The 23950-nt window shown below is 52.1% G+C and carries 19 protein-coding genes; 12 read left to right on the top strand and 7 right to left on the bottom strand.

What is annotated here, in order from left to right:
- Positions 1–28: 28 nt before the first annotated feature.
- The 5 genes from purF to IZU99_05245 all read left to right on the top strand — a co-directional run bounded on the left by purF (position 29) and on the right by IZU99_05245 (position 6128).
- Complete coding sequence (purF, locus tag IZU99_05265) at positions 29–1414, top strand: amidophosphoribosyltransferase (GenBank protein UOO38656.1); 1386 nt, start codon at positions 29–31, stop codon at positions 1412–1414.
- Positions 1411–2238, top strand: coding sequence for a diaminopimelate epimerase (locus tag IZU99_05260; GenBank protein UOO38655.1), 828 nt, complete (start codon positions 1411–1413; stop codon positions 2236–2238). Before purF ends, IZU99_05260 begins: the two co-directional genes overlap by 4 nt.
- Positions 2239–2316: 78 nt before the next feature.
- Complete coding sequence (locus tag IZU99_05255) at positions 2317–3534, top strand: LL-diaminopimelate aminotransferase (GenBank protein UOO38654.1); 1218 nt, start codon at positions 2317–2319, stop codon at positions 3532–3534.
- 23 nt (positions 3535–3557) lie between these two features.
- The gene (gene glmS / locus IZU99_05250; protein ID UOO38653.1) at positions 3558–5387 is read left to right on the top strand and encodes a glutamine--fructose-6-phosphate transaminase (isomerizing); all 1830 of its coding nucleotides are present in this window, start codon (positions 3558–3560) and stop codon (positions 5385–5387) included.
- A 57-nt stretch (positions 5388–5444) separates the two neighbouring features.
- Complete coding sequence (locus IZU99_05245; GenBank protein UOO38652.1) at positions 5445–6128, top strand: TIGR00266 family protein; 684 nt, start codon at positions 5445–5447, stop codon at positions 6126–6128.
- 51 nt (positions 6129–6179) lie between these two features.
- On the opposite strand, the gene IZU99_05240 is transcribed toward IZU99_05245, so the two are convergent.
- Both IZU99_05240 and IZU99_05235 read right to left on the bottom strand, forming a co-directional pair.
- Positions 6180–6395 (bottom strand): hypothetical protein, encoded by a 216-nt coding sequence (locus IZU99_05240; protein UOO38651.1) that lies wholly within the window; start codon positions 6393–6395, stop codon positions 6180–6182.
- Positions 6396–6446: 51 nt separating this feature from the next.
- Positions 6447–6974 carry a TraR/DksA C4-type zinc finger protein gene (locus tag IZU99_05235; protein UOO38754.1) on the bottom strand — a complete coding sequence of 176 codons (528 nt, stop codon included), beginning with the start codon at positions 6972–6974 and terminating at the stop codon, positions 6447–6449.
- A gap of 181 nt (positions 6975–7155) precedes the next feature.
- On the opposite strand from IZU99_05235, the gene IZU99_05230 reads away from it, so the two are divergent.
- The 4 genes from IZU99_05230 to IZU99_05215 all read left to right on the top strand — a co-directional run bounded on the left by IZU99_05230 (position 7156) and on the right by IZU99_05215 (position 11626).
- On the top strand, positions 7156–7782 hold the full coding sequence (locus tag IZU99_05230) for a methyltransferase domain-containing protein (protein ID UOO38650.1): 627 nt from the start codon (positions 7156–7158) through the stop codon (positions 7780–7782).
- Positions 7783–8016: 234 nt separating this feature from the next.
- Positions 8017–10122 (top strand): radical SAM protein, encoded by a 2106-nt coding sequence (locus IZU99_05225; GenBank protein ID UOO38649.1) that lies wholly within the window; start codon positions 8017–8019, stop codon positions 10120–10122.
- Positions 10123–10134: 12 nt separating this feature from the next.
- Positions 10135–11442 (top strand): FAD-dependent oxidoreductase, encoded by a 1308-nt coding sequence (locus IZU99_05220; protein UOO38648.1) that lies wholly within the window; start codon positions 10135–10137, stop codon positions 11440–11442.
- A gap of 34 nt (positions 11443–11476) precedes the next feature.
- Positions 11477–11626: a hypothetical protein gene (locus tag IZU99_05215; GenBank protein ID UOO38647.1), complete on the top strand. Its 150-nt coding sequence runs from the start codon at positions 11477–11479 to the stop codon at positions 11624–11626.
- A 48-nt stretch (positions 11627–11674) separates the two neighbouring features.
- On the opposite strand, the gene IZU99_05210 is transcribed toward IZU99_05215, so the two are convergent.
- A complete protein-coding gene (locus IZU99_05210) occupies positions 11675–11947 on the bottom strand; it encodes a metal-sensitive transcriptional regulator (protein UOO38646.1) in 273 nt (90 codons plus the stop codon).
- Between the two features lie 133 nt (positions 11948–12080).
- Here IZU99_05210 and IZU99_05205 point away from each other — a divergent pair, with 133 nt between their 5' ends.
- The 3 genes from IZU99_05205 (at position 12081) to spoIVA (ending at position 18201) form a co-directional block, all read left to right on the top strand.
- Positions 12081–13634 (top strand): polysaccharide biosynthesis C-terminal domain-containing protein, encoded by a 1554-nt coding sequence (locus tag IZU99_05205; protein ID UOO38645.1) that lies wholly within the window; start codon positions 12081–12083, stop codon positions 13632–13634.
- 97 nt (positions 13635–13731) lie between these two features.
- Positions 13732–16578: a diguanylate cyclase gene (locus IZU99_05200; protein ID UOO38644.1), complete on the top strand. Its 2847-nt coding sequence runs from the start codon at positions 13732–13734 to the stop codon at positions 16576–16578.
- A gap of 144 nt (positions 16579–16722) precedes the next feature.
- Complete coding sequence (spoIVA, locus tag IZU99_05195; protein UOO38643.1) at positions 16723–18201, top strand: stage IV sporulation protein A; 1479 nt, start codon at positions 16723–16725, stop codon at positions 18199–18201.
- Positions 18202–18357: 156 nt separating this feature from the next.
- On the opposite strand, the gene IZU99_05190 is transcribed toward spoIVA, so the two are convergent.
- From IZU99_05190 to recG, 4 genes are all read right to left on the bottom strand, one after another.
- Positions 18358–19407 (bottom strand): hypothetical protein, encoded by a 1050-nt coding sequence (locus tag IZU99_05190; GenBank protein ID UOO38642.1) that lies wholly within the window; start codon positions 19405–19407, stop codon positions 18358–18360.
- Between the two features lie 112 nt (positions 19408–19519).
- The gene (locus IZU99_05185) at positions 19520–20068 is read right to left on the bottom strand and encodes a hypothetical protein (GenBank protein ID UOO38641.1); all 549 of its coding nucleotides are present in this window, start codon (positions 20066–20068) and stop codon (positions 19520–19522) included.
- A gap of 268 nt (positions 20069–20336) precedes the next feature.
- Entirely contained in the window at positions 20337–21632 is a 1296-nt protein-coding gene (locus tag IZU99_05180) for an S-layer homology domain-containing protein (GenBank protein UOO38640.1), read from the bottom strand.
- Positions 21633–21879: 247 nt separating this feature from the next.
- Positions 21880–23934 (bottom strand): ATP-dependent DNA helicase RecG, encoded by a 2055-nt coding sequence (recG, locus tag IZU99_05175; GenBank protein ID UOO38639.1) that lies wholly within the window; start codon positions 23932–23934, stop codon positions 21880–21882.
- Positions 23935–23950 lie beyond the last annotated feature (16 nt).

Below are 23950 nucleotides of genomic sequence, written 5' to 3'. Positions count from 1 at the left end.
GGGCTCGCCCGCCCAAGAAGGAGAAAGCATGTCCATACACGAAGAATGCGGCGTTTTCGGCATTTATGACGAGGCCGGACGCTGCGCGCAAAGTACGTATTACGGCCTATATGCCCTGCAGCACCGCGGTCAGGAGCAATGCGGCATCGCCGCCGTCAACGACCTGGAGCTGACGTGCTACAAAGACGCCGGCCTCGTCGGCGATGTTTTTTCGGAATCGATTCTTGACGATTTAAACGGCACGATGGCCATCGGTCACGTCCGCTATTCGACGACAGGCGGCTCCCGCCGCGAAAACGCGCAGCCGTTGACACTCAAATACGTCAAAGGTTCCCTCGCCGTGGCGCACAACGGCAATCTCGTCAACACGGAAGAGCTCAAGCGGGAATATGAATATAAGGGCGCGATTTTTCATACGACGACGGACTCGGAGGTCATCGCCTATATCATCGCTCAGGAGCGGCTACACTCCCCCAGCATTGAGCAGGCCGTGCGACAGGCAATGGATCATCTGGACGGCGCGTACTCCCTCGTCGTCATGTCGTCCCGCAAGCTGATTGCCGCCCGCGACCCATGGGGCTTCCGCCCTCTTTGTATGGGCCGTCGCGGCAATGCCATTGTGTTTGCTTCCGAGAGCTGCGCGCTCGACAGCGTCGGCGCTGTTTTCGAGCGTGATATTGAGCCTGGCGAAGTTGTCTACGTTGAGGACGGCGTTGTCAGCAGTCTCAAATATGGCTGCGGCAAAAAATCGAACCTCTGCATTTTTGAATACATTTATTTTGCCCGCCCGGACAGCGTGATTGACGGGCAGAGCGTGCATGACTCGCGGATGCTGGCGGGGGCTTACCTTGCCGAGCAGTACCCAATCGACGCCGACGTCGTCATCGGTGTGCCGGACTCCGGCCTCATCGCCGCCAAGGGTTATGCCCTTGCCTCCGGCATCCCCTATAACGACGGCTTTGTCAAAAACCGTTACGTCGGCAGAACGTTTATTAAGCCCACGCAGCAAAGCCGCGCGCTGGCCGTCAAGCTCAAGCTCAACCCCCTTCGGGCAACGGTTTCCGGAAAGCGCGTTGTGATGATTGACGATTCCGTCGTGCGCGGGACGACGTCCGGCCAGATTATAAGGCTCTTGCGCGATGCGGGCGCAAAAGAAGTTCACATGCTCTCTTCCGCGCCAAAATTTGTCGGCCCCTGCTATTTCGGAACGGATATTCCCTCTAAAAACGAGCTTTTTGCCTGCCAATATACAACCGAAGAGATGTGCCGGATCATCGGGGCCGACAGTCTCGGCTTTTTAAGCCTTGATAATTTACAAAAAATCGCCCCCAACGCCAAATGTACTTTTTGCGACGCCTGCTTTACGGAAAATTATCCGATTTCAGGAATTCATGATGGGAAGTGCTGCGGTTGAAATTCACTAAGATGCACGGCATCGGCAACGACTATGTCCACATCAATTGCCTGACCGAAACAGTTGACGATCCGGCCGCCCTTTCGCGCCGTCTCTCCGACCGCCATTTCGGGATCGGCGGTGACGGGATCATACTGATCTGCCCGTCTGAAACGGCTGATTTTAAGATGCGCATTTTCAATGCCGACGGTTCGGAAGCACAAATGTGCGGCAACGGCATCCGCAGCTTTGGGAAATACGTTTTCGACAGAAGTCTGACCGAAAAAACTACGTTATCGGTTGAGACGCTCGCCGGTCTCAAATCCCTGACGCTGAACGTTGAAAACGGCACTGTCGCCACTGTGCGTGTCGATATGGGTGAGCCGATTCTAAAGGCCGCCGACATCCCCGTTTTGTCAAACACGGAGGACTTTATCAATAAGCCTGTCACATCGGGCGGCGAGACATACACGATGACGTGCGTCTCGATGGGCAATCCGCACGGCGTTATTTTTGTTGATAGCGTGGACGCACTCGACCTTGCGCATATCGGGCCGCCGCTTGAAAACCACACGATTTTTCCTGAACGCGCCAACATCGAATTTGTTGAATGTCTTAACGACGAGACGCTGAAAATGCGCGTTTGGGAGCGCGGCAGCGGTGAGACGCTTGCCTGCGGCACCGGCGCTTGCGCGGCGCTCGTCGCCGCCGTTTTAAACGGCAAAGCGCGACGGCACACGACGCTTCTGCTGCGCGGCGGGGCGCTCGATATTAACTGGGACGAGAGCACAAACCATGTTTTCATGACGGGCCCGGCCGAATTCGTTTTCGACGGTGAAATATAGATGAAAATGGGCAGACACAAGGTCTGCCCCTACGATAAACACCAAAGTTCATTTTCATACCTGGAGGTCACACGGCATATGCTAAAAATCAACGATAACTTTACAAAACTACCCGGCGGTTATCTTTTTCCGGAAATCAGCCGCCGCGTCAAAGCCTTTTTGGCTGAAAACCCGCCAATGCCCCTGATCCGCCTCGGCATCGGCGACGTAACGCAGCCGCTTGCGCCCGCTGTCGTCAGTGCGATGCGTCAGGCAACTGACGAAATGGGAAAAAAAGAAACCTTCAGAGGGTACAGCGACGACTCGTGCGGCTATGATTTTTTGAAAAACGCCATTTATCATAACGATTACGCCGCACGCGGCGTCACGTTTGATGTGAACGACATCTGCGTATCCGACGGTGCGAAGAGCGACTGCGGCAATATCGGGGATATTTTTGCCGTTGACAACATCGTCGCCGTCTGCGATCCCGTCTACCCTGTTTATATTGACACAAATGCGATGGCAGGCCGCGCCGGAGCGCTCGGGCCTGACGGGCGCTGGTCTAATCTCGTCTATCTCCCATGCACCGAGGCGAACGGCTTTTTCCCGGCCCTGCCGGATAAAACGCCCGATATCATCTACATCTGCTCCCCAAATAACCCGACGGGTGCCGCGGCAACGGCGCAGCAGCTGAAGGTCTGGGTTGACTACGCCAACAAAAACGGCTCCGTCATTCTTTTTGACTCGGCGTATGAAGCCTACATAACGGACGAGACGATCCCGCACAGCATTTATGAGATTCCTGGCGCCGAAACGTGCGCCATCGAGTTCCGCAGCTTTTCCAAAACGGCCGGGTTTACCGGCACGCGCTGCGCGTACACAGTTGTGCCGAAAACACTTGTGCGCGGCGGCGTCTCCCTGCGAGACCTCTGGATGCGGCGGCAGAACACGAAATTTAACGGCGTGCCATACGTCGTCCAGCGGGCGGCTGAGGCCGTTTACACCACCGACGGTCAAAAGCAGACAAAAGAGACGATTGCCTATTATCTGAGCAATGCCCGGGTCATCCGGGATGGACTTTCCAAAGCCGGAATGACGGTTTACGGCGGCGTTAACGCGCCGTACATCTGGGCCAAAACGCCAAACGGTATCGGCTCTTGGGACTTTTTCGATCTTCTATTAAAAAAAGCCTGTGTCGTCACAACGCCGGGCGCGGGCTTCGGCCCTTCCGGCGAGGGCTATATCCGCCTGACGGCCTTCGGCGACGCCGACGCGACAGTCGAGGCTGTTTCGCGCGTCGTCGGCGTTCTGTAATCTCGCTTTAAGGAGTATTTGATATGTGCGGAATAGTTGGATACACCGGCAAGCGCGAAGCCACGCCCATTATGCTCGACGGCCTCAAACGGCTTGAATACAGAGGTTATGATTCTGCCGGCGTCGTTGTTTGCGCCGATGGGGAGCTCACGTTATGCAAGGCCAAGGGCTACGTCGGCCATTTGAGTGACAAGCTCGACGGCGGCCGTCTTTTAAAGGGCAACACCGGCATCGGCCACACCCGCTGGGCCACACACGGCCAGCCAACAGACGAAAACGCGCACCCGCATCTCAGCGACGGCGGAAAAATTGCCGTCGTCCACAACGGCATTATCGAAAATTACGCCCGCCTTCGTGACATGCTGACTGCCAAGGGCTTTGCGTTTAAATCAGAGACTGATACGGAGGTCGCCGTCAATCTCATTCAGTATTTTTACAAGGGTGACATCTTAAAAGCCGTTTCCGAAGCCGTTTTACGGATGGAAGGCTCTTACGCGCTTGGCATCGTCTGTGAGGATTATCCCGACCAGCTCTTGGCGACGCGTAAAGAAAGCCCCCTTGTGCTGGGCATCGGCGACGGTGAAAATTTCCTTGCCTCGGACGTGGCCGCCATTCTTTCTGAAACGCGCGATGTTTACGACCTGTGCGACGGCGAGATTGCGCTTCTCTCCCCTGGCGGAATTAAAATCTACACGAGCGAGCTTGAGGAAATCAAGAAAGAGCCGCGCCGCGTTGACTGGGATATTTCAGCTGCCGAGAAAGGCGGCTGGGAGCATTTCATGATCAAGGAGATTATGGAGCAGCCGGAGGCTATCCGTAAAACCATTTCGCCGCGTCTGCAAAACGGCCGCGTCGTCCTCGACGGCATTGATATCGAGCCGGACTACATCAAAAGCATCACACGCATTTATATAGTCGGCTGCGGCTCGGCCTACCACGTCGGCGTTGTGGCGAAATATAATATCGAAAAACTTGCCCGCATCCCTGTTGAAGCTGTTCTGGCCTCCGAGTTCCGTTATTCTTCCCCGCTTGTTGATGAGACAACGCTCGTCATTTGCATCAGCCAGTCCGGCACGACGGCGGACACGATCGCCGCCATGCGCGAGGCCAAGAAGCTCGGCGCGCGCGTCCTCTCCATTGTCAACGTCGTCGGCAGTGTCATCGCCACCGAGTCTGACTGGTGCCTATACACCTGGGCCGGCCCAGAGATCGCTGTCGCCACAACGAAGGCCTACTCGACGCAGCTCGCCGTGGCAGACCTCGTTGCGCTCTATTTTGCCGATATCCGCGGCACCGTCTCCCCAGAGGCGTACGCCGAAATTGTTGACGGCCTCCTTGAACTGCCAGCTAAAATTGATGATATTTTGAAGGCTAAAGAGCACATCCAATACCTCGCCTCCCTCTATTTCAACAAGGAAAATATCTTCTTTATCGGTCGCAACGTCGACTACGCGCTGTCGCTTGAGGCATCCTTAAAGCTCAAGGAAATTTCCTATATCCACTCGGACGCGTACGCCGCCGGTGAACTCAAGCACGGCACCATTTCGCTGATTGAGGACGGCACGCTTGTCATCGCCGTGGCGTCTTACAAAAAGCTCATCGAAAAAACCGTCAGCAACATTGTTGAAGTGAAGTCTCGCGGGGCAGAAATTTTGACACTGACGACGCAGAGCGGCACGCCGCTCGTCACGCACGCGTCCGACAACAGCATAACGATTCCTGACTGTCACGACGTGCTTCTGCCGTCACTGGCCGTCGTCCCGATGCAGCTTTTCGCCTATTACGTCTCCCTGCTGCGCGGGTGCAGCATCGACAAGCCGCGTAATCTCGCCAAATCCGTCACCGTTGAATAAATCAGCCGTTTATTTAAGACGGCTTAATAAGCGTATAACGATGAAAGGGCGAAAAATATGAGGTATAACATCGTCGGCGACAGTCTCCCTGTCGTCATTTGCACTCTCGACCCGGGTGAGACCATGATCAGTCAGGCAGGCGGGCGCACCTGGTGCCGCGGTAACGTCATGACGGACACCACATCCGGCGGCGGCGCGCGTAAAATCCTTGGCAGAATGCTGACCGGTGAGAGTCTGTTTTTAAGTCAGTACACGGCAAACGGGCCTTGTGAAATCGCTTTTGCCTCCTCGTTCCCCGGCCGCATCATCGCGCGCCAGCTGGCACCTGGCGAAATGATCGTCTGCCAGAAGCGCTCTTTTCTCGCGGCGACGGCGGGCGTTGACCTGGCCGTTCACTTCCAGAAAAAAATCGGCGCCGGAATTTTCGGCGGCGAGGGCTTTATTATGCAGCGCATGACAGGCCCCGGGCTTGTTTTCCTTGAAATTGACGGGCATTGTGTTGAATACACGCTCGCGCCGGGCGAGCCGCTCGTTTGCGACACCGGCGTTCTTGCCGCGATGGACGCCACGTGCGGTCTCGATATCCAAATGGTCAAGGGCCTAAAAAATGTTTTCTTTGGCGGTGAAGGCCTGTTCGACACCATCGTAACAGGACCCGGTAAAGTGTATCTCCAGTCCATGAGCGTCCACCATATCGCCAATTTGATTTATCCCTATCTGCCTAAAAGCGGCGGCAACTGAACATCTGTTCTGGTGATTGACAAAAAGAAGGGGGCATGCCCCCTTCTTTTTTTATTCTTTTTCCCGAAGCAGCTTTTCAAGCGTCTCAACGCCCTTTTTAATTTCGTCAAGCTCGTTTTTGTATTTCTCAACAAGCTTGGCGGACAAGTGAACATTCTGCTGGCCTAATATGAGCTGCCGCTCTTCCGCCACCTCATCATACAGCTCCTGCTGTTCCTTGAGCTTTTCGCGCAGCTCGCTGGCGCTCATTTGATCGTATGCACTCATTTTTCAAATCCCCTTTTTATTTTTTATAATCGATCAGCCGTCAAGCGGCACTTAAAAACCACGGTCGTACGCTTTGAAGCAATCGAGGCAGACTGTTTTCCCCTCTTGCAGGCGCATTTTATGCTCCGGTGCGCCCTCACCGCAAATCTGGCAGGAAACAGTTTGAAACCGCCGCGCTTTTTCTGGCAGGTCATATGCCGGCTCGGTGATGGCAAACACCTCGCTCAGCGGTGCTGACAAAATATAGTCCATGCGCTCGTCCCGGCTCATCTCTTTTTCAAGCCGTTTGAGCATGAACCTCACTTTACTGCCGCTCCGCCGGTCGAAAAAGCTGAAGGCCTGTTTACCGGTATCCCGGTACAGGAGATTCCCTTTCCCAAAGGTGCAGCCCGTCAGCACCTGAACGCCGTCAACGCCACAGGCGTCGTTTTCCGTCACGCAGACGAGCTCTTCATCTTCGGACGCGCCTGTTTTGAGCCGCGCCATTGCTTCAACGGCGGCGCGGACGCCGATGGCGAGCCCCGGGCAGGCGTGACCGTGAAAAGCGACGGCTTTTTCCCATTTTGCTTTGTCTACCATTTTGATCGTTCCCTTCTGCTTGCGTTTGGCAAGTTCATCGCGCATCATCGCTGTTTCAGGCGCATATTTAATGTCATGATTATGCGTCGCGTTGGATGAAATCAATTTGACTCTTGCATTTGCTTTCCGATGATGCTATTATATACCCACTAGGGGTATATTGCAAGAGGGGTGTACACATTTGCGGCAAGAAATTATCAAAAGATATACAACCGAAAGTGCCTGCTGCGATAACTTGAGCTGCGGCAGCAATCTTGACTTTTTGAATATTACAGCCGGTGAAAAGATTCTTGACCTCGGCTGCGGCCGTGGGCGTGAGACGATTGAAGCAGCGCAGCTGACCGGTCGGGATGGTCTGGCTGTCGGGCTCGACATCACCGATGCGATGCTTCGGGAGGCAACCCGTGCCTCAAAAGAGGCCGGGGCGGCAAACACACGGTTCGTTGTTGGGGATATTGAGGCGCTGCCGTTTGACAGCAATTTTTTCGACGCCGTTATGAGTAATTGTGTTATTAATCACACCAGAGACAAAGTGGCGGCCTATCGGGAAATCTACCGCGTTTTAAAAAACGGCGGTCGATTTGTTGTTTCGGACGCCGTAACGAAAAGCCCGCTGCCGGACAGCGTGAAAAACGACCCGGAGGCGTGGGCACAGTGCTTCGGCGGTGCCGTTACCGAGCAGGAATATCTCGAAAGCGTTCATAAGGCCGGTTTTGAGGAAATTATTATTTTGAAGCGACGAGAATACGTAAAAAACAATTATGATTTTATCAGCCTGACCATGATGGCCGTAAAATATGACGCTTAGCGAAAGGAGGTAACCAACATGAAAAAGGTTACGAAAAAGGAGACCGCCGCCACCTGCTGCACAAATTTTGTGACAGCGCAGTGCTGCTCCAAATCATCGAAGGTTGTGGCCGGCTGCCATAACTGAATGAAAACAGGGCGGCTTAAAGGCCGCCCAGCTTTTCCGGCTTTGATCTGACGGTGAGACTGCTCGTTATCAGATTGCAATATAATACTCTTGAATAGAGGGAAACTGATGATACCGGCAAAAAATAATATTGTTATTAAACTTCAGGACGGCGGCGAGTACGCGATTTTCAATCCGCTGTCCGGCAGCTTCGATTTAATGGACGCCCGCGAACACAGCATGCTTGACAACCTTGAAACTGCCGATGCGCCATTCAAAGCGTATCTGCTTGAACGCGGGTATGCTTATGAGCAGGCGGCAGACGAAAAGGCGGTGGGTGAAAAAGCATATGCCGATTTTCGTGCCGAGATAGACGATACACAAATTCAGCTGATGCTGATTCCGACTTACGGCTGCAACCTAGCCTGCGTTTACTGCTATCAAAACGGCGTTTCCGCCGACCATCAGGTCATCACAAACGAGACAGTTGACGCTTTTTTTGACTACGCGCGGACAAATTTTGCAAGCCATCCAAAAAAACCGTTTATCACGCTTTTCGGCGGTGAGCCGCTGATCAACAGCCCGGCCCAACGCGCAGCCATTGCGTATATCGTTGACAAATGTGCCGATGAAGGTTATGAGGTCGCCGCTGTGACGAACGGTTATGATTTCGTCGAGTTCGTCGATATTCTGAAAAAAGCGCGCGTCAAGGAAATTCAGTTCACGCTGGACGGCAGCCGCGACGTGCACGACCGGCGGCGCGCCACAGCTAACCATAAGGGGACGTTTGACCGCGTTATCGAAGGGATGGACGCCGCCGTCCGTGCCGGGTTCCCCGTCAATCTCCGGACGGTTGTCGATCTCGAAAACCTTGAAGACCTTGTCCGCCTTGCTGCGTTTTTAGATAAAAAAGGCTGGCTCGACCTGCCGCCAACGCTGTTTAAAACGCAAATCGGTCGAAACTACGAGCTTTTCAGCTGTTATGCCAAGCCGGAGCATTTGCTGACACAAACGGCGCTGTGGGCAGCGTATTCGCAAATGAGTAAGCGCCACCCGATTCTTGAGAAATTTCACCGCCCTGATTTCTACGGCGTGCGCCACATTGTCGACACCGGCGAGGCGTATATGGCGAGCTTTGACACCTGCCCCGCCTGCAAAACGGAATGGGTCTTCGATTTAAACGGTGAGATATACGGCTGCACAGCCAGCTGTGGCCGTGTAGAATACCGCCTCGGTACTTTTTATCCGACCGTCGCTTTGAACGACAACATCGTTCTGCCCTGGAGAAAACGCGATGTGCGTTCAATTGAGAAGTGCCGCACGTGCAAATACGATGTCATCTGCGGCGGCGGCTGCGGTGTTGTTGCGGCGAATAAAAATGCCACCGACCCACTCACACCCGATTGCAGACCGATACAGGAAATCCTTGAAACAGGGATCAACCATTATGCCGATGCGCTCCGGGCCATGACAGAGTCAACCGATGCAGCGGCGGAAGCTGCGCCGCAAAGCCACGAGGAATCCTGCTGCTGTGGTAAAGAAGGAAAGACCGGCTGCCTCGTCTGCGGCAAACCACTTGTCTATTCGGCTACTGCCGAGAATAAATCGTGTCAAATCTGCCACCGTGACTTTGAAACGGCCGTTGTCTGCGAAAACGGGCACTATATTTGTGACGGCTGCCACAGCGGCGATATTCTCGAGCGCGCTGAGCGCTTTTTATCCGCCAGCGTGGAAAGCGATCCCATCAAGCTGGCTCAACTGGTTTTTGCGCTGCCCGGCCTGAATATGCACGGGCCGGAGTATCACAGCATCGTCCCGGCTATCCTCGTCGCGGCGTATCAGAACGCGTCGGGCGTCCGGGAGAGGAGCGATATCGCCGAAGCAATCCGCCGCGGGAAAGATGTCAAAGGTGGCAGCTGCGGCTATCTCGGGGGCTGCGGCGCGGCACTCGGAACCGGCATAGCCGCTTCCATCATCGGCAAATCCACACCAATGTCCGGTGACGAACGCGGCCGGGCGCTGGCTGCTTCCGGTCAGGCGCTTCTGGCGCTGTCGGCGCATGGCGGTCCGCGCTGCTGCAAACGTGACGCGATCGCGTCCATTCAAAGCTTTATCCATCATTCCGGTTATTTTACCGGCTTGCCCGACACAAAATATGTCTGCGGTCAATTTAAGAAAAACGTTGACTGTATCAGGACCAAATGCCCCTACTACCCGGCGTCAAATTCACGGTGAAAGGAAAAACGGATGAGCACCAATATCTCATATCTGAACAGCGCCTTGTTTGACGAGGCGGTGCTGAAAAGCGATAAACCCTTTATCGTCGATTTTTTTTCAGACGAATGCCCACCCTGCGACGTTCTCGCGCCTATTTATGAAAAGCTTGCCGAGAAGTATGACGGACATATCAAGTTTGTAAAAATCTTTCGGCAGGAAAATCGGGAGCTGGCCGCAAGCCTTCATGTAACCGGCAGCCCGACGGTTCTCTTCTTCAAGGACGGTGTCGAGGTCGGCACGCGCCTGAGCGGATATTTGAGCAAGGCGCAAGTGCGTTTGGCGATTGAAAACGTTTTGGGGGATGTCCTGCCCAAAACGGCGATGCGCCGCGTTGACTGTCAGCTGCTCATTTTAGGCGCGGGCCCCGCCGGTTTATCCGCCGCCATCTATGCTGCCCGGGCAAAGGTACAGACCGTTGTACTGGACGTCAGCGTACCGGGCGGGCAGGCCGCTTCGACGTATCATATTGAAAATTACCCCGGGACGGCGGGTGCCGTTGGCGGCAAGGCGCTGACGGAAAATATGCGCCGCCAGGCGGAGCAGTTCGGTGCGGTCGTCGATGACCTCAAGGAGATTTTTGAAGTCCGTTTGACAGAAAAAATCAAGGTTGTCCGCACGGAGGACACCGAGTATTTTGCCGGTGCCGTCATCATCGCCTCAGGGGCCGCACCGCGCGCTCTGCCTGCCGAGAACGCCGAGTCATTTGTCGGTAAGGGCGTTCATTATTGTGCAACGTGTGACGGGTCGATGTATCAGGACAGAAAAATCATCGTTGTCGGCGGCGGCGACTCGGCTGTTGAGGAAGCGCTTTATCTGACGAAATTTGCCTCACATGTCACACTCATTCACAGAAGCCAATTCCGGGCGGCAAAATCACTGCTTGATAAGCTCACCAGTCACGACAAGATCGATGTGATTCTTGATACAAAGATTCGCAAGGTCGTCGGCAAAGACTATGCTTTAACGCACGTCGTACTTGAAAACGTTAAAACCGGTGCCGTCACGGAGCTGCCGACGGAGGGCGCTTTTGTCTACATCGGGTCTGAGCCCGCAACGCAGCTGTACCGCGGGCAGCTGGCGACGGACGACGCCGGTTATATCATCGCGGGAGAGGATACGAAAACGACTGTTCCCGGCGTCTTTGCCGCAGGTGATATCCGCACGAAGCTCATCCGACAGGTCGTGACAGCCGCTGCCGATGGCGCCGTCGCCGGAATTATGGCCGAGCGTTATTTATCCGAAACACAATCTCGTTTAACCGGCGCCAACATGGGGTAATATAATAGATTGAAAATGGTCAGGAGGTTTGCAAATGTTCACAGTGTCTTTATCGGAAAAAGAAATTGACCTACTGAAGAAATCCATCCAGCATTGCCTATCGACATGCCATGAAGGCGGCAGCAAAGACGGCTGCACCGATTGCGCGGCTCTGGAGTCTGTCCTCGCCCGCCTTCCCGCCTGATGGCGGCACTCAAAAATCCCCGGGTGATAAACCCGGGGATTTTTGTGTTTAATCAGAAAATTTCATAAAGCTCCGCATCGTCGCGGCCAATTCTGTGAGGGCTTTTTCACGGTCCTCCCCCTCTACCGCGTCTCGTATGCAATTCATGGAATACTTCTCCAGAACAAGGCCGCCGACGCGGTTGATGGCTGCCCGCACAGCTGCCACCTGCGTGATGATATCGGTACATGTTTTTTCATCGTCGATCATTCTCTGGATACCTCTGACCTGACCTTCTATCCGCCGCAGCCGATTGATAATCTCATCCTTTGTGTCGCTCATACGTAAACCCGTCTCCTTCCAATACGCTATGGGGGTATTATTATTATACGCTCATTTCAATAATTTGCAAGGACATGACGGAGACCTAAGCCCGCATATATTGTAATGATTCGGACAGTTTGGGAGGGCTCAAATGCAGCGCGGCAAAAAAATGCTCATGAATACGCTCTTACTGACGGCAACATCGCTTTTTATGCGAACAGTCGGTATGGCGTTTCAGGTGTACCTTTCCAAAAAGATCGGCGAAACAGGTATTGGGCTGTTTCAGCTCATTATGTCGGTGAGCATGCTGGCCGCAACCTTTGCCATTTCTGGCGTCCGTTTTGCCACCACGCGCCTCGTTGCGGAAGAGCTTGGTCTTTCACGCAACGGCGGCGTCAAAGCAGCTGTTTTCCGCAGCCTGCTTTACGCGCTCACTTTTGGGCTGGCAGCCTTTGCGGCGCTTTTTTTCGGTGCCGACACGATTGGCCGCACCTGGATTGGCGACGAGCGTACAGTTTTATCCCTGCGCCTTCTGGCGTTGAGTTTGCCGGCGTTTTCCCTGTCGGCTGTTTTGTCCGGCTACTTTACGGCCGTTTCCCGTGTCATTAAATCGGCCGTTGTCAACATCTTGGAGCAGTTTATTCGAATCGGCGTCGTCGTTGTTGCCCTGACGCTGTCGAAGGGATATACCGTTGAGACGGCCTGCGCCGTTATCGTCATTGGCGGCGTTGTCGGTGAGATGGCGTCTTTTTTAATGCTTTTTGTTTTATATGTTGTCGACAGGCGGCGGTATCGCGCCGACGATCAAAAGGTGACTGGCATGACAAAGCGCCTTATTGTCATTGCCTTTCCGCTCGCTTTGTCCGCCTATGCGCGGACGGCGCTTTCGACGCTTGAAAACCTGCTTGTTCCGCGCGGCTTTCAAAAGTCCGGCGCTTCAAGCGACAAGGCGCTGGCTACTTACGGGATGATTCAGGGGATGGTTTTCCCGATCATTGCCTTCCCGTCCGCTTTCTTTTACTCGCTGGCAGAACTCATCGTCCCCGAGCTGACGGATGCACAGGTACGCGGCAGAACGCGCGAAATCTCTGACAAAGTCAGCCGGATTCTTTACTTATGCCTTTTGTTTTCAATCGGCGTAACGGCCGTTATGTTTACATATTCCGGCGCGCTCGGACAATCTATCTATCAACGGGACACCGTGGGAACGTATATCCGGCTGCTTTCTTTTCTCATGCCGATCATCTTTCTTGACAGCGTGACAGACGGCATGCTCCGCGGACTTGGCCAACAAATGGTCACCATGCGGTATAACATTCTCGATTCCTTCATCAGCGTTCTGCTTGTCTATTTCCTTTTGCCGAAATACGGCGTTTACGGATATGTTTTCATCATCTATTTTACGGATCTCTTTAATTTTACGCTCAGCATCCGCCGTCTCGCTCGTGTCACAAAAATACGCTTGCCTTTTGGTAATGCTTTAATAGCTGTCTTCTGTGCCGCCGGGTCCAATGTCCTGTCACTTTTTCTGCTGCGTGCCGTCGGGCTGCCGCTGCGTGCACAGCTGAGCGTCTTGCTGCTGCACATGATCTTAGCCTGCGTGCTTTACGTTTTGCTCCTGCTTCTCACGCGCTGCATTGAGCGGCGTGACCTCGGGCGCTTTCTGTCTTTCTATCATCAAAAGAGAAAGCATCCTGCCAGATGACCCTAAATTATAAATTACGTTACAAATTACCAAAATAATATATTATTTGACAAAATTGTCATCCTCGTATAGTATGTGAGAGTTGGAGGTGATCGCATTGAAACGCCGCAAAACGGTTCTGCTGCCTGTGTTATTACTGGCCACGCTGCTCGTTGCTTTAGCGATCATCATCTATGTCAGCGTCCGCTCGCATGTTAGCGGCCTGCTTAACGACAGCTACCTCACATCTTACACGGGCGGTTGGAAGACAGCCGACGGGGAGCCTGTAACCTTGCCGGGACAACTTCCGCAAAACGGTCATGACGCCGTAACGATTTTTAACGCCCTTCCTTCGGACATGCCCGGCGACGCTTATCTGTATCTCGAAACGAATTTTCAACAGCTTGAGGTAATAGCTGACGGTCACGTTCTTTTTTCACTGTCCGACCGTGATGTTTTTAATCATATAGCTGTGACGTCCACGTATCTCATTAAAATCCCGGCGTCTGAGGCCGGACAAAACATCGAAATTAAGCTGACGCCCTATCACCCCGACAGAGAGGTTGTGGTCTACCGTCTGACGCTGGGAGACGGTATTACGACGGCTATAAACATCTTAGAAAGTAAAGCCGATATCGCGTTTTTATTTTTTATTTTGTCGATCCTAACCGGGATTAATATTTTCTTTCTCATCCTGCTGGGTAAACAGAAGAATCGAAGCCATTTTTGGAGCATGCTTTCTCTGACGGCTTTTATTTTTATTTCAGCAACATGGATTTTAACGGATTCAAAGATCCTATATCTCTTTTTGAATCATGCTGAAATAAACGTCTATCTCTACAGCTTTTCGTTTATGCTGATGCCGGTACCTCTTTTGCTGTATTTTCGGCAGCTCTTTATTAAAGGCAAGGCCTTTGTTAATCTACTTGTTTTGTTATATCTTGCCGTTTTCTGCTTCCGCATTATATGCCACATCCTCGCCATTGCCGATCTGATGCAAACCTTGTTTCTGGTGCACATACTCATGTCCATCACGGCATTATTGTTTATCGTACTCGGTATAAAAGAGCTCGTCAAACGCCGGCACAATAAGAGTTTTTTGATTCAGGCGGCTATTACTGTTTTAGGTTTTGCAGGGCTCTTTTCAATCTTCCGGTATGTAACAACGTCAAATGACAGCTCTGTTCTTGTTGAGTACGGCCTTGTCGTTTTATCGGCAGCAATCGGATTCAGCGCCGTGCGAGACGGCATGGCGACGTTTGTCAAAACCAAAAATTTTGAAAAGCTGACAGGAACGATTCCCAGCGGTATCTGCCGGATTGAAAATCTCGAAACGGCACATATTCTCTATGCCAACCCGTATTACTATGACCAGTTCGGATACAGCGCGTCGGAGGCGAATAAAATCGGCTTTACGTCCGCTGATTTTACCGTCCTGCCAACAGATTTGCCAAAGCTCAAGGCATCTGTTCGAGAATATAGAGCCGCGAAGCTGTCAAGCTTTGAGCTTGAGGCGCGCCATGTGACGAAAAAAGGCGCTGTTTTATGGATTCTCTCGCGTTTTAGGCTTGACGCTGACGAAAGCGGTGAAATGACGGTTGTCATGGTCGACATCACCGACAGGAAAACAGCCGAAGAACGTCTGCGCATCAGTGAAGAGGAATACAGAATCGCCACAAAGCAGAGCAACAAGATGATCCTCCGATATGATTTTGCAACGGATGTCTGTTGCCGCCAGCCAGACGCCGCGCATTTCGTTGGCTTCCCCGACGTGATCGAAAACGCGTCGAAGACCATCGCGGCAACCCCGATCGTTGCCAAGGACAGCAAAATCGTCTTTACAACGTTTATCCAAGCCGTCCTCAGCGGCGAGCGCAATGGGAGCGCCGTTGTCAGCCTTCTGGATCGCGAGGAGAGCCGCTATAAATGGTATCATCTTGACTTTACAACTATTTTTGACGAAATGAACGAACCGGCACGGTCAATAATTTCTCTCTACGATGTGACGCCGCAATACCAGAAAGAACTGGCGTTCCGGCGCTGGCAGCAAAATTACGAGGCTATTCTGAACACATCCGCCTACTATTATGATTACAACCTGACGAGCGATAAAATCGAACACGAAGAGGGCCGCCTCTTTCCGACTGTCCCGAAAACTGTTTCACGGACGCTTTCGGGTATTGCACAGCATGTCGCCGAACGGGAAGTTTTTGAATGCGACCGCGAGCATTGGCTCTCTTTTATGTCGAGAGAGCGCCTATTAGAGCGCTATGCCGCCGGTCTAAATACCGACAAAACCGAATTCCGGCGCTTCTCGAACGGCGCCGCGAAATGGACGTCTCTGAGTGTTCAGCTGATACCGGACCCGTATTCTACAGCCGTCAAAGGCTATTTTCTCCTGGAGGACATTGACGAGAAGAAAAATGCCGAGCTGACGCTGCAGGAGCGCTCCATCCGCGACGCGCTGACAGGCCTTTTGAACAGGGGCGCTTTCATTGAGCAGATTGACGCCATCCTCGCTAAAAGCGACGAACGCACACAGCACGCCCTGATCATGCTCGACATTGATAATTTCAAGTCAATCAACGACACGCTCGGTCACAGCGCCGGAGACGCGCTGCTCATGAATATCGCCGAAAAGCTCCGTTTTGCCCTCCGGTCGGACGATGTCTGCGGCCGCCTCGGCGGTGACGAATTTGTTATCCTGCTCAAAAACATGAATTTCGGCAAGCCGCTGGAGGCACGCGTCAACGATTTGTGCAACCTCATCTGCGACGAGCTGGTCTGGGGCATTGCCGTCTCGGCAAGCTTTGGTATTGCCGGATATCCAAATGATGGGCTGACCTTTGAAGAGCTCTATAAAAAAGCCGATGTCGCTCTTTATAAAGCGAAAGCGCACGGCCGCGGCGGATATGCCCTGTATGACCCGCAGCTGAGCTTTGACGATTTGTCATTAAAAAATTAAACGATATCGGCGTTGTTAATAGCTATTGCGAAAATCCCCGGATGCCGGGGATTTTTTTTGACCTTTGTCTCGAAACAAGCCGTATATTTGTTCACCACGGTACATACATATTACGGAGATCACAATCCATAAGGAGGAGTCAGCGTGAACGAGCACGGTATTTATGAGGATATCGCCCTCCGAACCGACGGGGATATATATTTAGGTGTTGTTGGGCCCGTCCGGACTGGAAAATCAACCTTCATCAAACGCTTCATGGAGACACTTGTCATTCCGAACATCGACAATGTCTATATGCGTGAGCGCGCCCGCGACGAATTGCCCCAAAGCGGCTCCGGCCGGACGATTATGACGGCTGAACCGAAATTTGTTCCCGAAGAGGCCGTTTCCGTCACGATGGACGGCGGCGCGACATTTTCCGTCCGCCTCATTGACTGCGTTGGTTACATGGTGCCGGGGGCGGTCGGACAGTTTGAAGGGGAAGCGGAGCGCATGGTGACGACACCCTGGTTCGACGACGACATTCCACTGACGGAAGCGGCCGAGGTCGGCACGCACAAGGTTATCGCCGAGCACTCGACGATTGGTCTTGTCATCACGACGGACGGGACGATTACCGACATTGAACGCCAGAATTACGTCGAGCCGGAATCCCGCGTTATTCGCGAGCTCAAGGAAATCGGCAAGCCGTTTCTGATCATCATCAATTCAGCAAATCCGACCTCGGAGCGCGCACAAAAGCTCCGCGCGGAGCTGTCTGAGCGGCACGGCGTGACCTGCCTTGTTAAAAACTGCATGACGCTCGACAAGGAGGACGTGACAGGCATCATTAAGGCCGTTCTGTATGAATTTCCTCTTTCCGAAGTCGGGTTTTACTTGCCGGCGTGGGTCAACGCGCTGCCGATGGAGCATCCCATTAAAAACGAGCTGCTGACATCCATTCGCAGCAATATGGAAAACGCCGCACGGATAAAGGATGTTGAAAACGCTGTCGCCGCTATTGGCGAGACATCACCTGTGAATATGTCATCCGTCCGCGATATGGACCTTGGCCGCGGCGTCGTCACGGCGACGCTGGAGCTGCCGCATGAGCTGTTTTACAACACGCTGAGCGAACAATCCGGTCTGACCGTTCAGGACGACGGCGATCTCATCAATCTGTTAACGCAGCTATCGAGCATCAAGCGTGAGTACGACCGCATCGATTCGGCGCTGCAGGACGTCCGCACGCGCGGCTACGGCATCGTCATGCCGGGACGCGAAGAATTGCATCTCGAAGAACCCGAGATCGTCCGTCAGGGCGGGCGGTATGGCGTTCGCCTGAAGGCGTCGGCCCCGTCCATTCACATGATCATGGCCAATATCGAAACCGAGGTCTCCCCTGCCGTCGGCGGTGAAAAGTCATCGGAGGATATCATCAATTTCCTTCTGCAGGAGTTTGAGGGCGACGTCAGCAAGATTTGGGAATCGAACATTTTCGGCAAATCCCTCTATGATATCGCCGGAGAAGGCCTCAACGCCAAAATCAAGAAAATGCCCGACGAAACGCAAGGCAAGCTGCAGGAAACCCTCCAGCGCATCGTCAACGAAGGCAGCGGCGGCCTCATCTGCATCATTTTATAACAATCGTATCATGGATACTAAAGGGTGAACCGGCACTGCCGGTTCACCCTTTGTGTTGTGGGTAGTTTTAAGCTTATCTCTTATCATTATAATCCTCTCTTTATGAACTTCGAGGGAAAATGATTTCTACCATATTCCGTCTGATATCCGCTCACATCATCCCACATAATCAGAAAATATATTTCCACTAAGAACATTCCATTTAATTTCTGTCCCCTCTTTGATTTCTGGTGTTACTCCCAAATTTATTTCTTTTTCAGAAATCAAAGTCGATAACTTATCTGGCGTAATAAATGGTACCTTAGCCTCATCGAAAATTTCTTTGTATAGGCTTTTCGTATAAATGCTCGCATCCTTGATTGGGTTCATATTGTTGTCATAAACATAATATGTATAGTAACACTCGTTGTTAGTAGTCTGATCTATATCGGCCTCTAAATTGTTATAAAATCGTATTGTATCAAACTCAATTCTATCTGTTATCCCCTTTATCTTTGCCAGTTCAGGAATTTGTTTAAGCTCATCTGACCAGGAGAGTTGATTAATATCGAGTTCACTTTCAATAGATACAATGAAATGCCAGTTACCATCTTTGTCAATCAGACCATATTCTTCATCGTGAAGGCTGGCTCCACCGCTGCCGGCAGATTGATAATATCCATATTCATTCATTGTCGTATCGCTTCTTGCCCAAGTCTCGTAATAATAACAAAGAGATAGTTTTCCAGAGATATATTTTATTACATAAACAAGTGTGCTATCATCACCCTCGCAATAAATGTCCATCCCTTTTAATCGAAGAGCCAATTCTTTTACACCATCATTACCACAATCGATATAGCTATATTCGATGTTCTTTATTTTCTTATTTGATGAGTATTTAAAATAATTTGCTGTTACTATTTTGAGAACTTCCGAAAGTGTATATTCGCTTCCCTTTTTGTAAAAAGCCCCCTCTACATAGTCTTTTGGCATATAACGGTCAAAAGACACCTTCATTTCATTTCTCATAAAGTTCTCATAGGCTTCCATAGAAAGTTCATCTAAAGTGTTGTTTTGTTCCGATGCTGGTGCAAACGCTGGCGTTGTAGATGTTTCTATATCGGATGTAATACTTGAAGCTACTGTCCCGAGTTTTTTACATCCACTAATCATAAGCAACGATGTAATAATCAAAGTTATAATAACCAATTTCTTCTTTGTCATTATTCAAATTCCATCCTCAGAATACTTTTTGAGCGAAAGCCAGACAATAAAGAAATAGATTAACCAAATTGTCTTTATAAAAAAGCAGAAGAAAATTGCTGTCTAACTAGCTTTATTTTGGTGGATAATCATAGCTTGTTATTGGACTTTTCCCAAAGCCTTCATATGCAATTTTGTCTGGTTCATTTGTTTTTAATCCATAAGAACTGACAAGTTCTTTAATGTCGCTTTTTTCAACAATTTTGAAAAGCATATCACCGGATATTAAGTATCTACTAATACTTAATTCTTCAATTATTATCATGTTATCCTCAACCCGCCATGTTCCCGAGTAGAATGGATCAGCTCCTTCATTTCTAGAAACTTTTCCGTTTTCCAATAACGCGAATGCATCAGGGTATTGCCAATAATAATGCGACCAATCAAATGCTTCAATAAAAATTAGGTCTTTGTCATAGACGCCTCCGCCCGGGTTATCAATGCTATACACGCCAATATAATTACTCATTTCCTGCCCGGCCAGACTGTTTTGGACTGTATTTCCATCTTGGGTATTTGGTACTTTCGGACTTTCATTTTGGCTTACGTCAGCAATTATACTGCAGGCTGCGGTTAGAACAATTATTGCTATTACCGTTAATATTAAGGAGACTCTTTTCATAAAACAACATCCTAAATTCAGTATAAAAGATAAGCAAGATTATTAATATGAAGAGACTTGCTTAGTTTATATATCGTGAGGATACTCTCTTAATTACCTATTATTGTATCACGCATCTAATTGTCAATCAACGCAAAATATAGCAAAAAGCGACAGGGGTTATCCTGTCGCTTCTTCAATGTTGGTGTGCAAAAATCTGATCTAGCGGGAATGCTGCTGCTTGTTTTATTGAGTTCTTCTATGAAACTCAAATATAAGCCTCATAGCCTTACTGGCCAAACAAATCCGACGAGGTGACGCGCCAGATGACAGCGCTCATCTCCGAGCGCATGATGCTGCTGTCTGGATAATACTTCAGGCCGCCCGATACATTGACGCCGGTAATAATGCCGCAGTAATAAAGCGTCAGGACGTGGCCGTTTGTTGTGTCCATAAAAATCGGTTCAGGGTCGAGCGCCGGAAGGCCGAGCGCTTTTGCCGTTATTTTGGCGACCTCCAAACGGGTAATCGGCGCATTTAAATCCGTAATCTCGCCGCTGTCAACAAAGCCCCTCGTCAGCGCCAACTGCAAATAACCGCTGGCCCAGCTTGAAGCGTCACCGGGCTGCTCGTCAAATCCGGCAGCGCGCAGGATGAGCTTGAGCGCTTCACCGCTGCTCACTGTTCTGCTGGGCTGAAACGTACCGTCCGGGTAACCGCTGACGACTTTTTGCTCGGCAAGGCCGCTCACGTACGGATAAAACCAATCTGTCTGCTTGACATCCGGAAAACCGCCGGGCGTCACGGGCCCCGGCCCGTCTGTCCAGCGCGCCGTCACACTGAGGTTTTTCACGGCAAGGTCTGTCGGTGAAATCTTCGTGCCGTCCGACGTATACCAGCCGTCGAGCGTTTTGCCGCTCAGCGTTGCCGACTGAAGCGCCCCATAGGGCATGTTGTACGTGTAAAAGTAAATGCTGTACGGCACGCTGCCGCCCGCGGCGTCATATGTAATGTATTTGTATTGATGCGGGTCGCTGCCGGTATAATCGTTAAACAAAAGCATCTTCGCTTCTCGTATGCGCCGCTCCACCAGCTTGTTGAGCACCGCCTTTCCCTGGTGGCACCATGTGCCGAGGGCATTGACGATTTCAAGCTCCGTATAATTGTTAAACCCGCTGAGCATATAGCTGTAAATCCTGTTTGAGGAGCTCATCCAAACCGTTCCGATATTGTAGGACAGCGAGAGCAGCGCGTCGTATTCATTTTGTTTGAGCGTAATGTTATACTTCGTCAAAACCTTGTTAACAGCATTTTCCTTGACGTCTAGCGCCTTGCGCAAAAGGCTGTCTGCCGTGGCCTCCGAGATGCCGTTCGGGTAGTCGCCGGGGTTGCATTGCGTGCCGTACCCGATAAAATACTTTCCGGCGTCGATATAGGCTTTGCTCGAAAAGCCCTCATATTCTTTAATGAAAGAAATCCCCGCCTCGCTGACGGACGTGACGCCGACAGCGGCAGCCGATGCCGGAAAACCGATGACGCCGAGAATGAGCATTGAGGCTATGATGCGCGCAAGCGCCTTTTTCAAACGGTTTCCCTCCCTTTGCGTCATGGTGCGCTTAAACTTTAAAAAAAGCGGTACCGTTGGACAGTACCGCTTCGTTTCCGCCAACTTTAATCGGTAGAAAAAACCATTAACTTATGTAACTGATGACAAGTATAGCGGCTTGCTGATACAAATTCAACTAATTTATAACTATTTGTAACATTTTTGAAATATTTAATCGGTTTTTGACGGTTTAACAAAATATTGATGTCCAATTTTTACCTGTCTGTCAATTCAGCGTGTCGGCTTTCAGCTCGAATAGAACCGCAATACGTTCTTTGAGACGCCTGTTTTCCGGTGACGCCAGCGCCGGGTCACCCGCGAGTACTTCATCAGCTGCAACCTGCGCCTGCGATAGAACGCTCATGTCCGCGGCGAGATTGGCAATGCGCAGCTCCGGCAGGCCGTGCTGGCGCGAACCAAAAAAGTCACCGGGGCCGCGGAGCTTTAAATCCTCTTCGGATATTTTAAAGCCATCGTTCGTGGTGCACATAATTTTAAGCCGTGCCTCAGCAGTCTCCCCGCCCGTTCCCTCAAACAAAACACAGTAGGACTGATACGCCCCCCGGCCTACGCGGCCGCGAAGCTGGTGCAGCTGGCTTAAACCAAACCGGTCGGCGTTCTCGACAACGATGAGCGCGGCATTCGGCACGTCAACGCCGACTTCAATGACCGTCGTTGCCACGAGGATATCCGTCTCGCCGCGTTTAAACGCTGCCATGACGGCCTCTTTCTCTTTCCCTTTCAAGCGCCCGTGCACAAGCGCCACGCGCAGGTCCGGGAAAACGCTGTCTTGAAGCTTTTTAGCATACGCCTGCGCTGATTTGAGGTCATTATCCGGCGTATCGCTGTCCTCAACCATCGGGCAGACGATATAGACCTGCCGCCCCTCTGACACGAGCTTACGAATAAAAGCTTCAATCCGTGGGCGCATCGCTTCCGATACGGCAAACGTTTCAACCGTCTGACGGCCCGGCGGGAGCTCATCAATAACCGAGACATCTAGATCGCCGTAAATGATAAGTGCCAAGGTGCGCGGGATAGGTGTAGCCGACATGATAAGCACGTGCGGCGCAGCGCCTTTCTTTGTCAGCGCGGCGCGCTGGCCAACGCCGAAGCGGTGCTGCTCGTCCGTCACGACGAGCGCGAGGTCAAAAAAGTCAACACCCTCGGACAAGAGCGCATGCGTGCCGACGGCAATGTCAATTTCCCCAAGGCGGAGTCTGTTACAAAAGTCGGTCTTCTGCTTCGCCGTCATGCGACCTGTTAAGAGGCCGACTCGAACGCCGAGGGGCTCTAACAGCGCAGTCAATGTTTGATAATGCTGCTCGGCTAAAATTTCTGTCGGCGCCATGACGGCCGATTGGCAGCCGGAGCCCTGTGCAAGCCAGCAGCAGGCCGCCGCGACGGCCGTCTTGCCGGAGCCGACGTCGCCCTGTACAAGCCGGTTCATCGGCACAGTGCGCGTCATGTCAGACGTGGCTTCCCAGATGGCACGCTGCTGGGCGGCCGTCGCTTCAAACGGAAGCGCTTTGAAAAAAGACTCCAGATCGGCGTTTTCAAGCGCCCGGCCGACTTCAGCGGCGCGGCGGCGGCGCAAGAGGCGCATGGCTGACGCGATGACGAAGAGCTCTTCAAAGATGAGACGACGCCGTGCCAGCTCCAAGGCTTCCGGGTCTGCCGGAAAATGAATATTGTGATAGGCATAAAGCGCCTGTGACAGCTTGTACCGCTCACGGACAGACGGCGGCAGAGCGTCCGGCACGCTGTCCCCGACGGCGGCAAGCCCCTGACGGACGGCATTTGCTATCATGTTCTGCGACAGACCGCGCGTCAGCGCGTAAATCGGGACGATACGACCCGTCACCTGACGCACCGTCTCTTTTTCAAAGATGGGGCTTTGCATCTCCGGCCGCAGCGCCGTGCCTGTAACCTTGCCGTAAAACACATATGTTTCGCCCGGCTTTATCTGGTCTTTCACAAAGCTTTGATTGAAAAAGGTGAGCTCCAAGCTGCCCGTATCGTCCACAACGCGCAGCTTAACTAGGTCAAGCCCCTTTCGGATGTGTGACAAACGCGGGGCCACGGCCGCCAGCGCCCGGACACAGACGGTTTCTCCCGGCGCGAGGAGCGCAATCGGCTTGAAGAGCGTTCGATCCTCATAGGCGCGCGGAAAATACGTGATAAGGTCATAAAGCGTCGCGATGCCGAGGCGCGCCATCGCTTTCGCGCGCGCCTCGCCAACGCCCTTAATATATTGGATAGCCGTGTTGAGCTCCGCCATACGCGCCTCCCCACCC

Source organism: Oscillospiraceae bacterium CM, from assembly GCA_022870705.1.
Taxonomy (GTDB): domain Bacteria; phylum Bacillota; class Clostridia; order Oscillospirales; family Oscillospiraceae; genus Sporobacter.
The sequence above is the reverse complement of the archived record's forward strand: the minus strand, read 5'-3'. Positions and strand labels throughout refer to the sequence as shown.

Excerpts from the sequence above, each read along its gene's own strand:
- purF (UOO38656.1), top strand. The coding sequence starts at position 29 with ATGTCCATACACGAAGAATGCGGCGTTTTCGGCATTTATGACGAGGCC.
- IZU99_05255 (UOO38654.1), top strand. The coding sequence starts at position 2,317 with ATGCTAAAAATCAACGATAACTTTACAAAACTACCCGGCGGTTATCTT.
- glmS (UOO38653.1), top strand. The coding sequence starts at position 3,558 with ATGTGCGGAATAGTTGGATACACCGGCAAGCGCGAAGCCACGCCCATT.
- IZU99_05245 (UOO38652.1), top strand. The coding sequence starts at position 5,445 with ATGAGGTATAACATCGTCGGCGACAGTCTCCCTGTCGTCATTTGCACT.
- IZU99_05240 (UOO38651.1), bottom strand. The coding sequence starts at position 6,395 with ATGAGTGCATACGATCAAATGAGCGCCAGCGAGCTGCGCGAAAAGCTC.
- IZU99_05235 (UOO38754.1), bottom strand. The coding sequence starts at position 6,974 with ATGGTAGACAAAGCAAAATGGGAAAAAGCCGTCGCTTTTCACGGTCAC.
- IZU99_05225 (UOO38649.1), top strand. The coding sequence starts at position 8,017 with ATGATACCGGCAAAAAATAATATTGTTATTAAACTTCAGGACGGCGGC.
- IZU99_05220 (UOO38648.1), top strand. The coding sequence starts at position 10,135 with ATGAGCACCAATATCTCATATCTGAACAGCGCCTTGTTTGACGAGGCG.
- IZU99_05215 (UOO38647.1), top strand. The coding sequence starts at position 11,477 with ATGTTCACAGTGTCTTTATCGGAAAAAGAAATTGACCTACTGAAGAAA.
- IZU99_05210 (UOO38646.1), bottom strand. The coding sequence starts at position 11,947 with ATGAGCGACACAAAGGATGAGATTATCAATCGGCTGCGGCGGATAGAA.
- IZU99_05205 (UOO38645.1), top strand. The coding sequence starts at position 12,081 with ATGCAGCGCGGCAAAAAAATGCTCATGAATACGCTCTTACTGACGGCA.
- IZU99_05190 (UOO38642.1), bottom strand. The coding sequence starts at position 19,407 with ATGACAAAGAAGAAATTGGTTATTATAACTTTGATTATTACATCGTTG.
- IZU99_05185 (UOO38641.1), bottom strand. The coding sequence starts at position 20,068 with ATGAAAAGAGTCTCCTTAATATTAACGGTAATAGCAATAATTGTTCTA.
- recG (UOO38639.1), bottom strand. The coding sequence starts at position 23,934 with ATGGCGGAGCTCAACACGGCTATCCAATATATTAAGGGCGTTGGCGAG.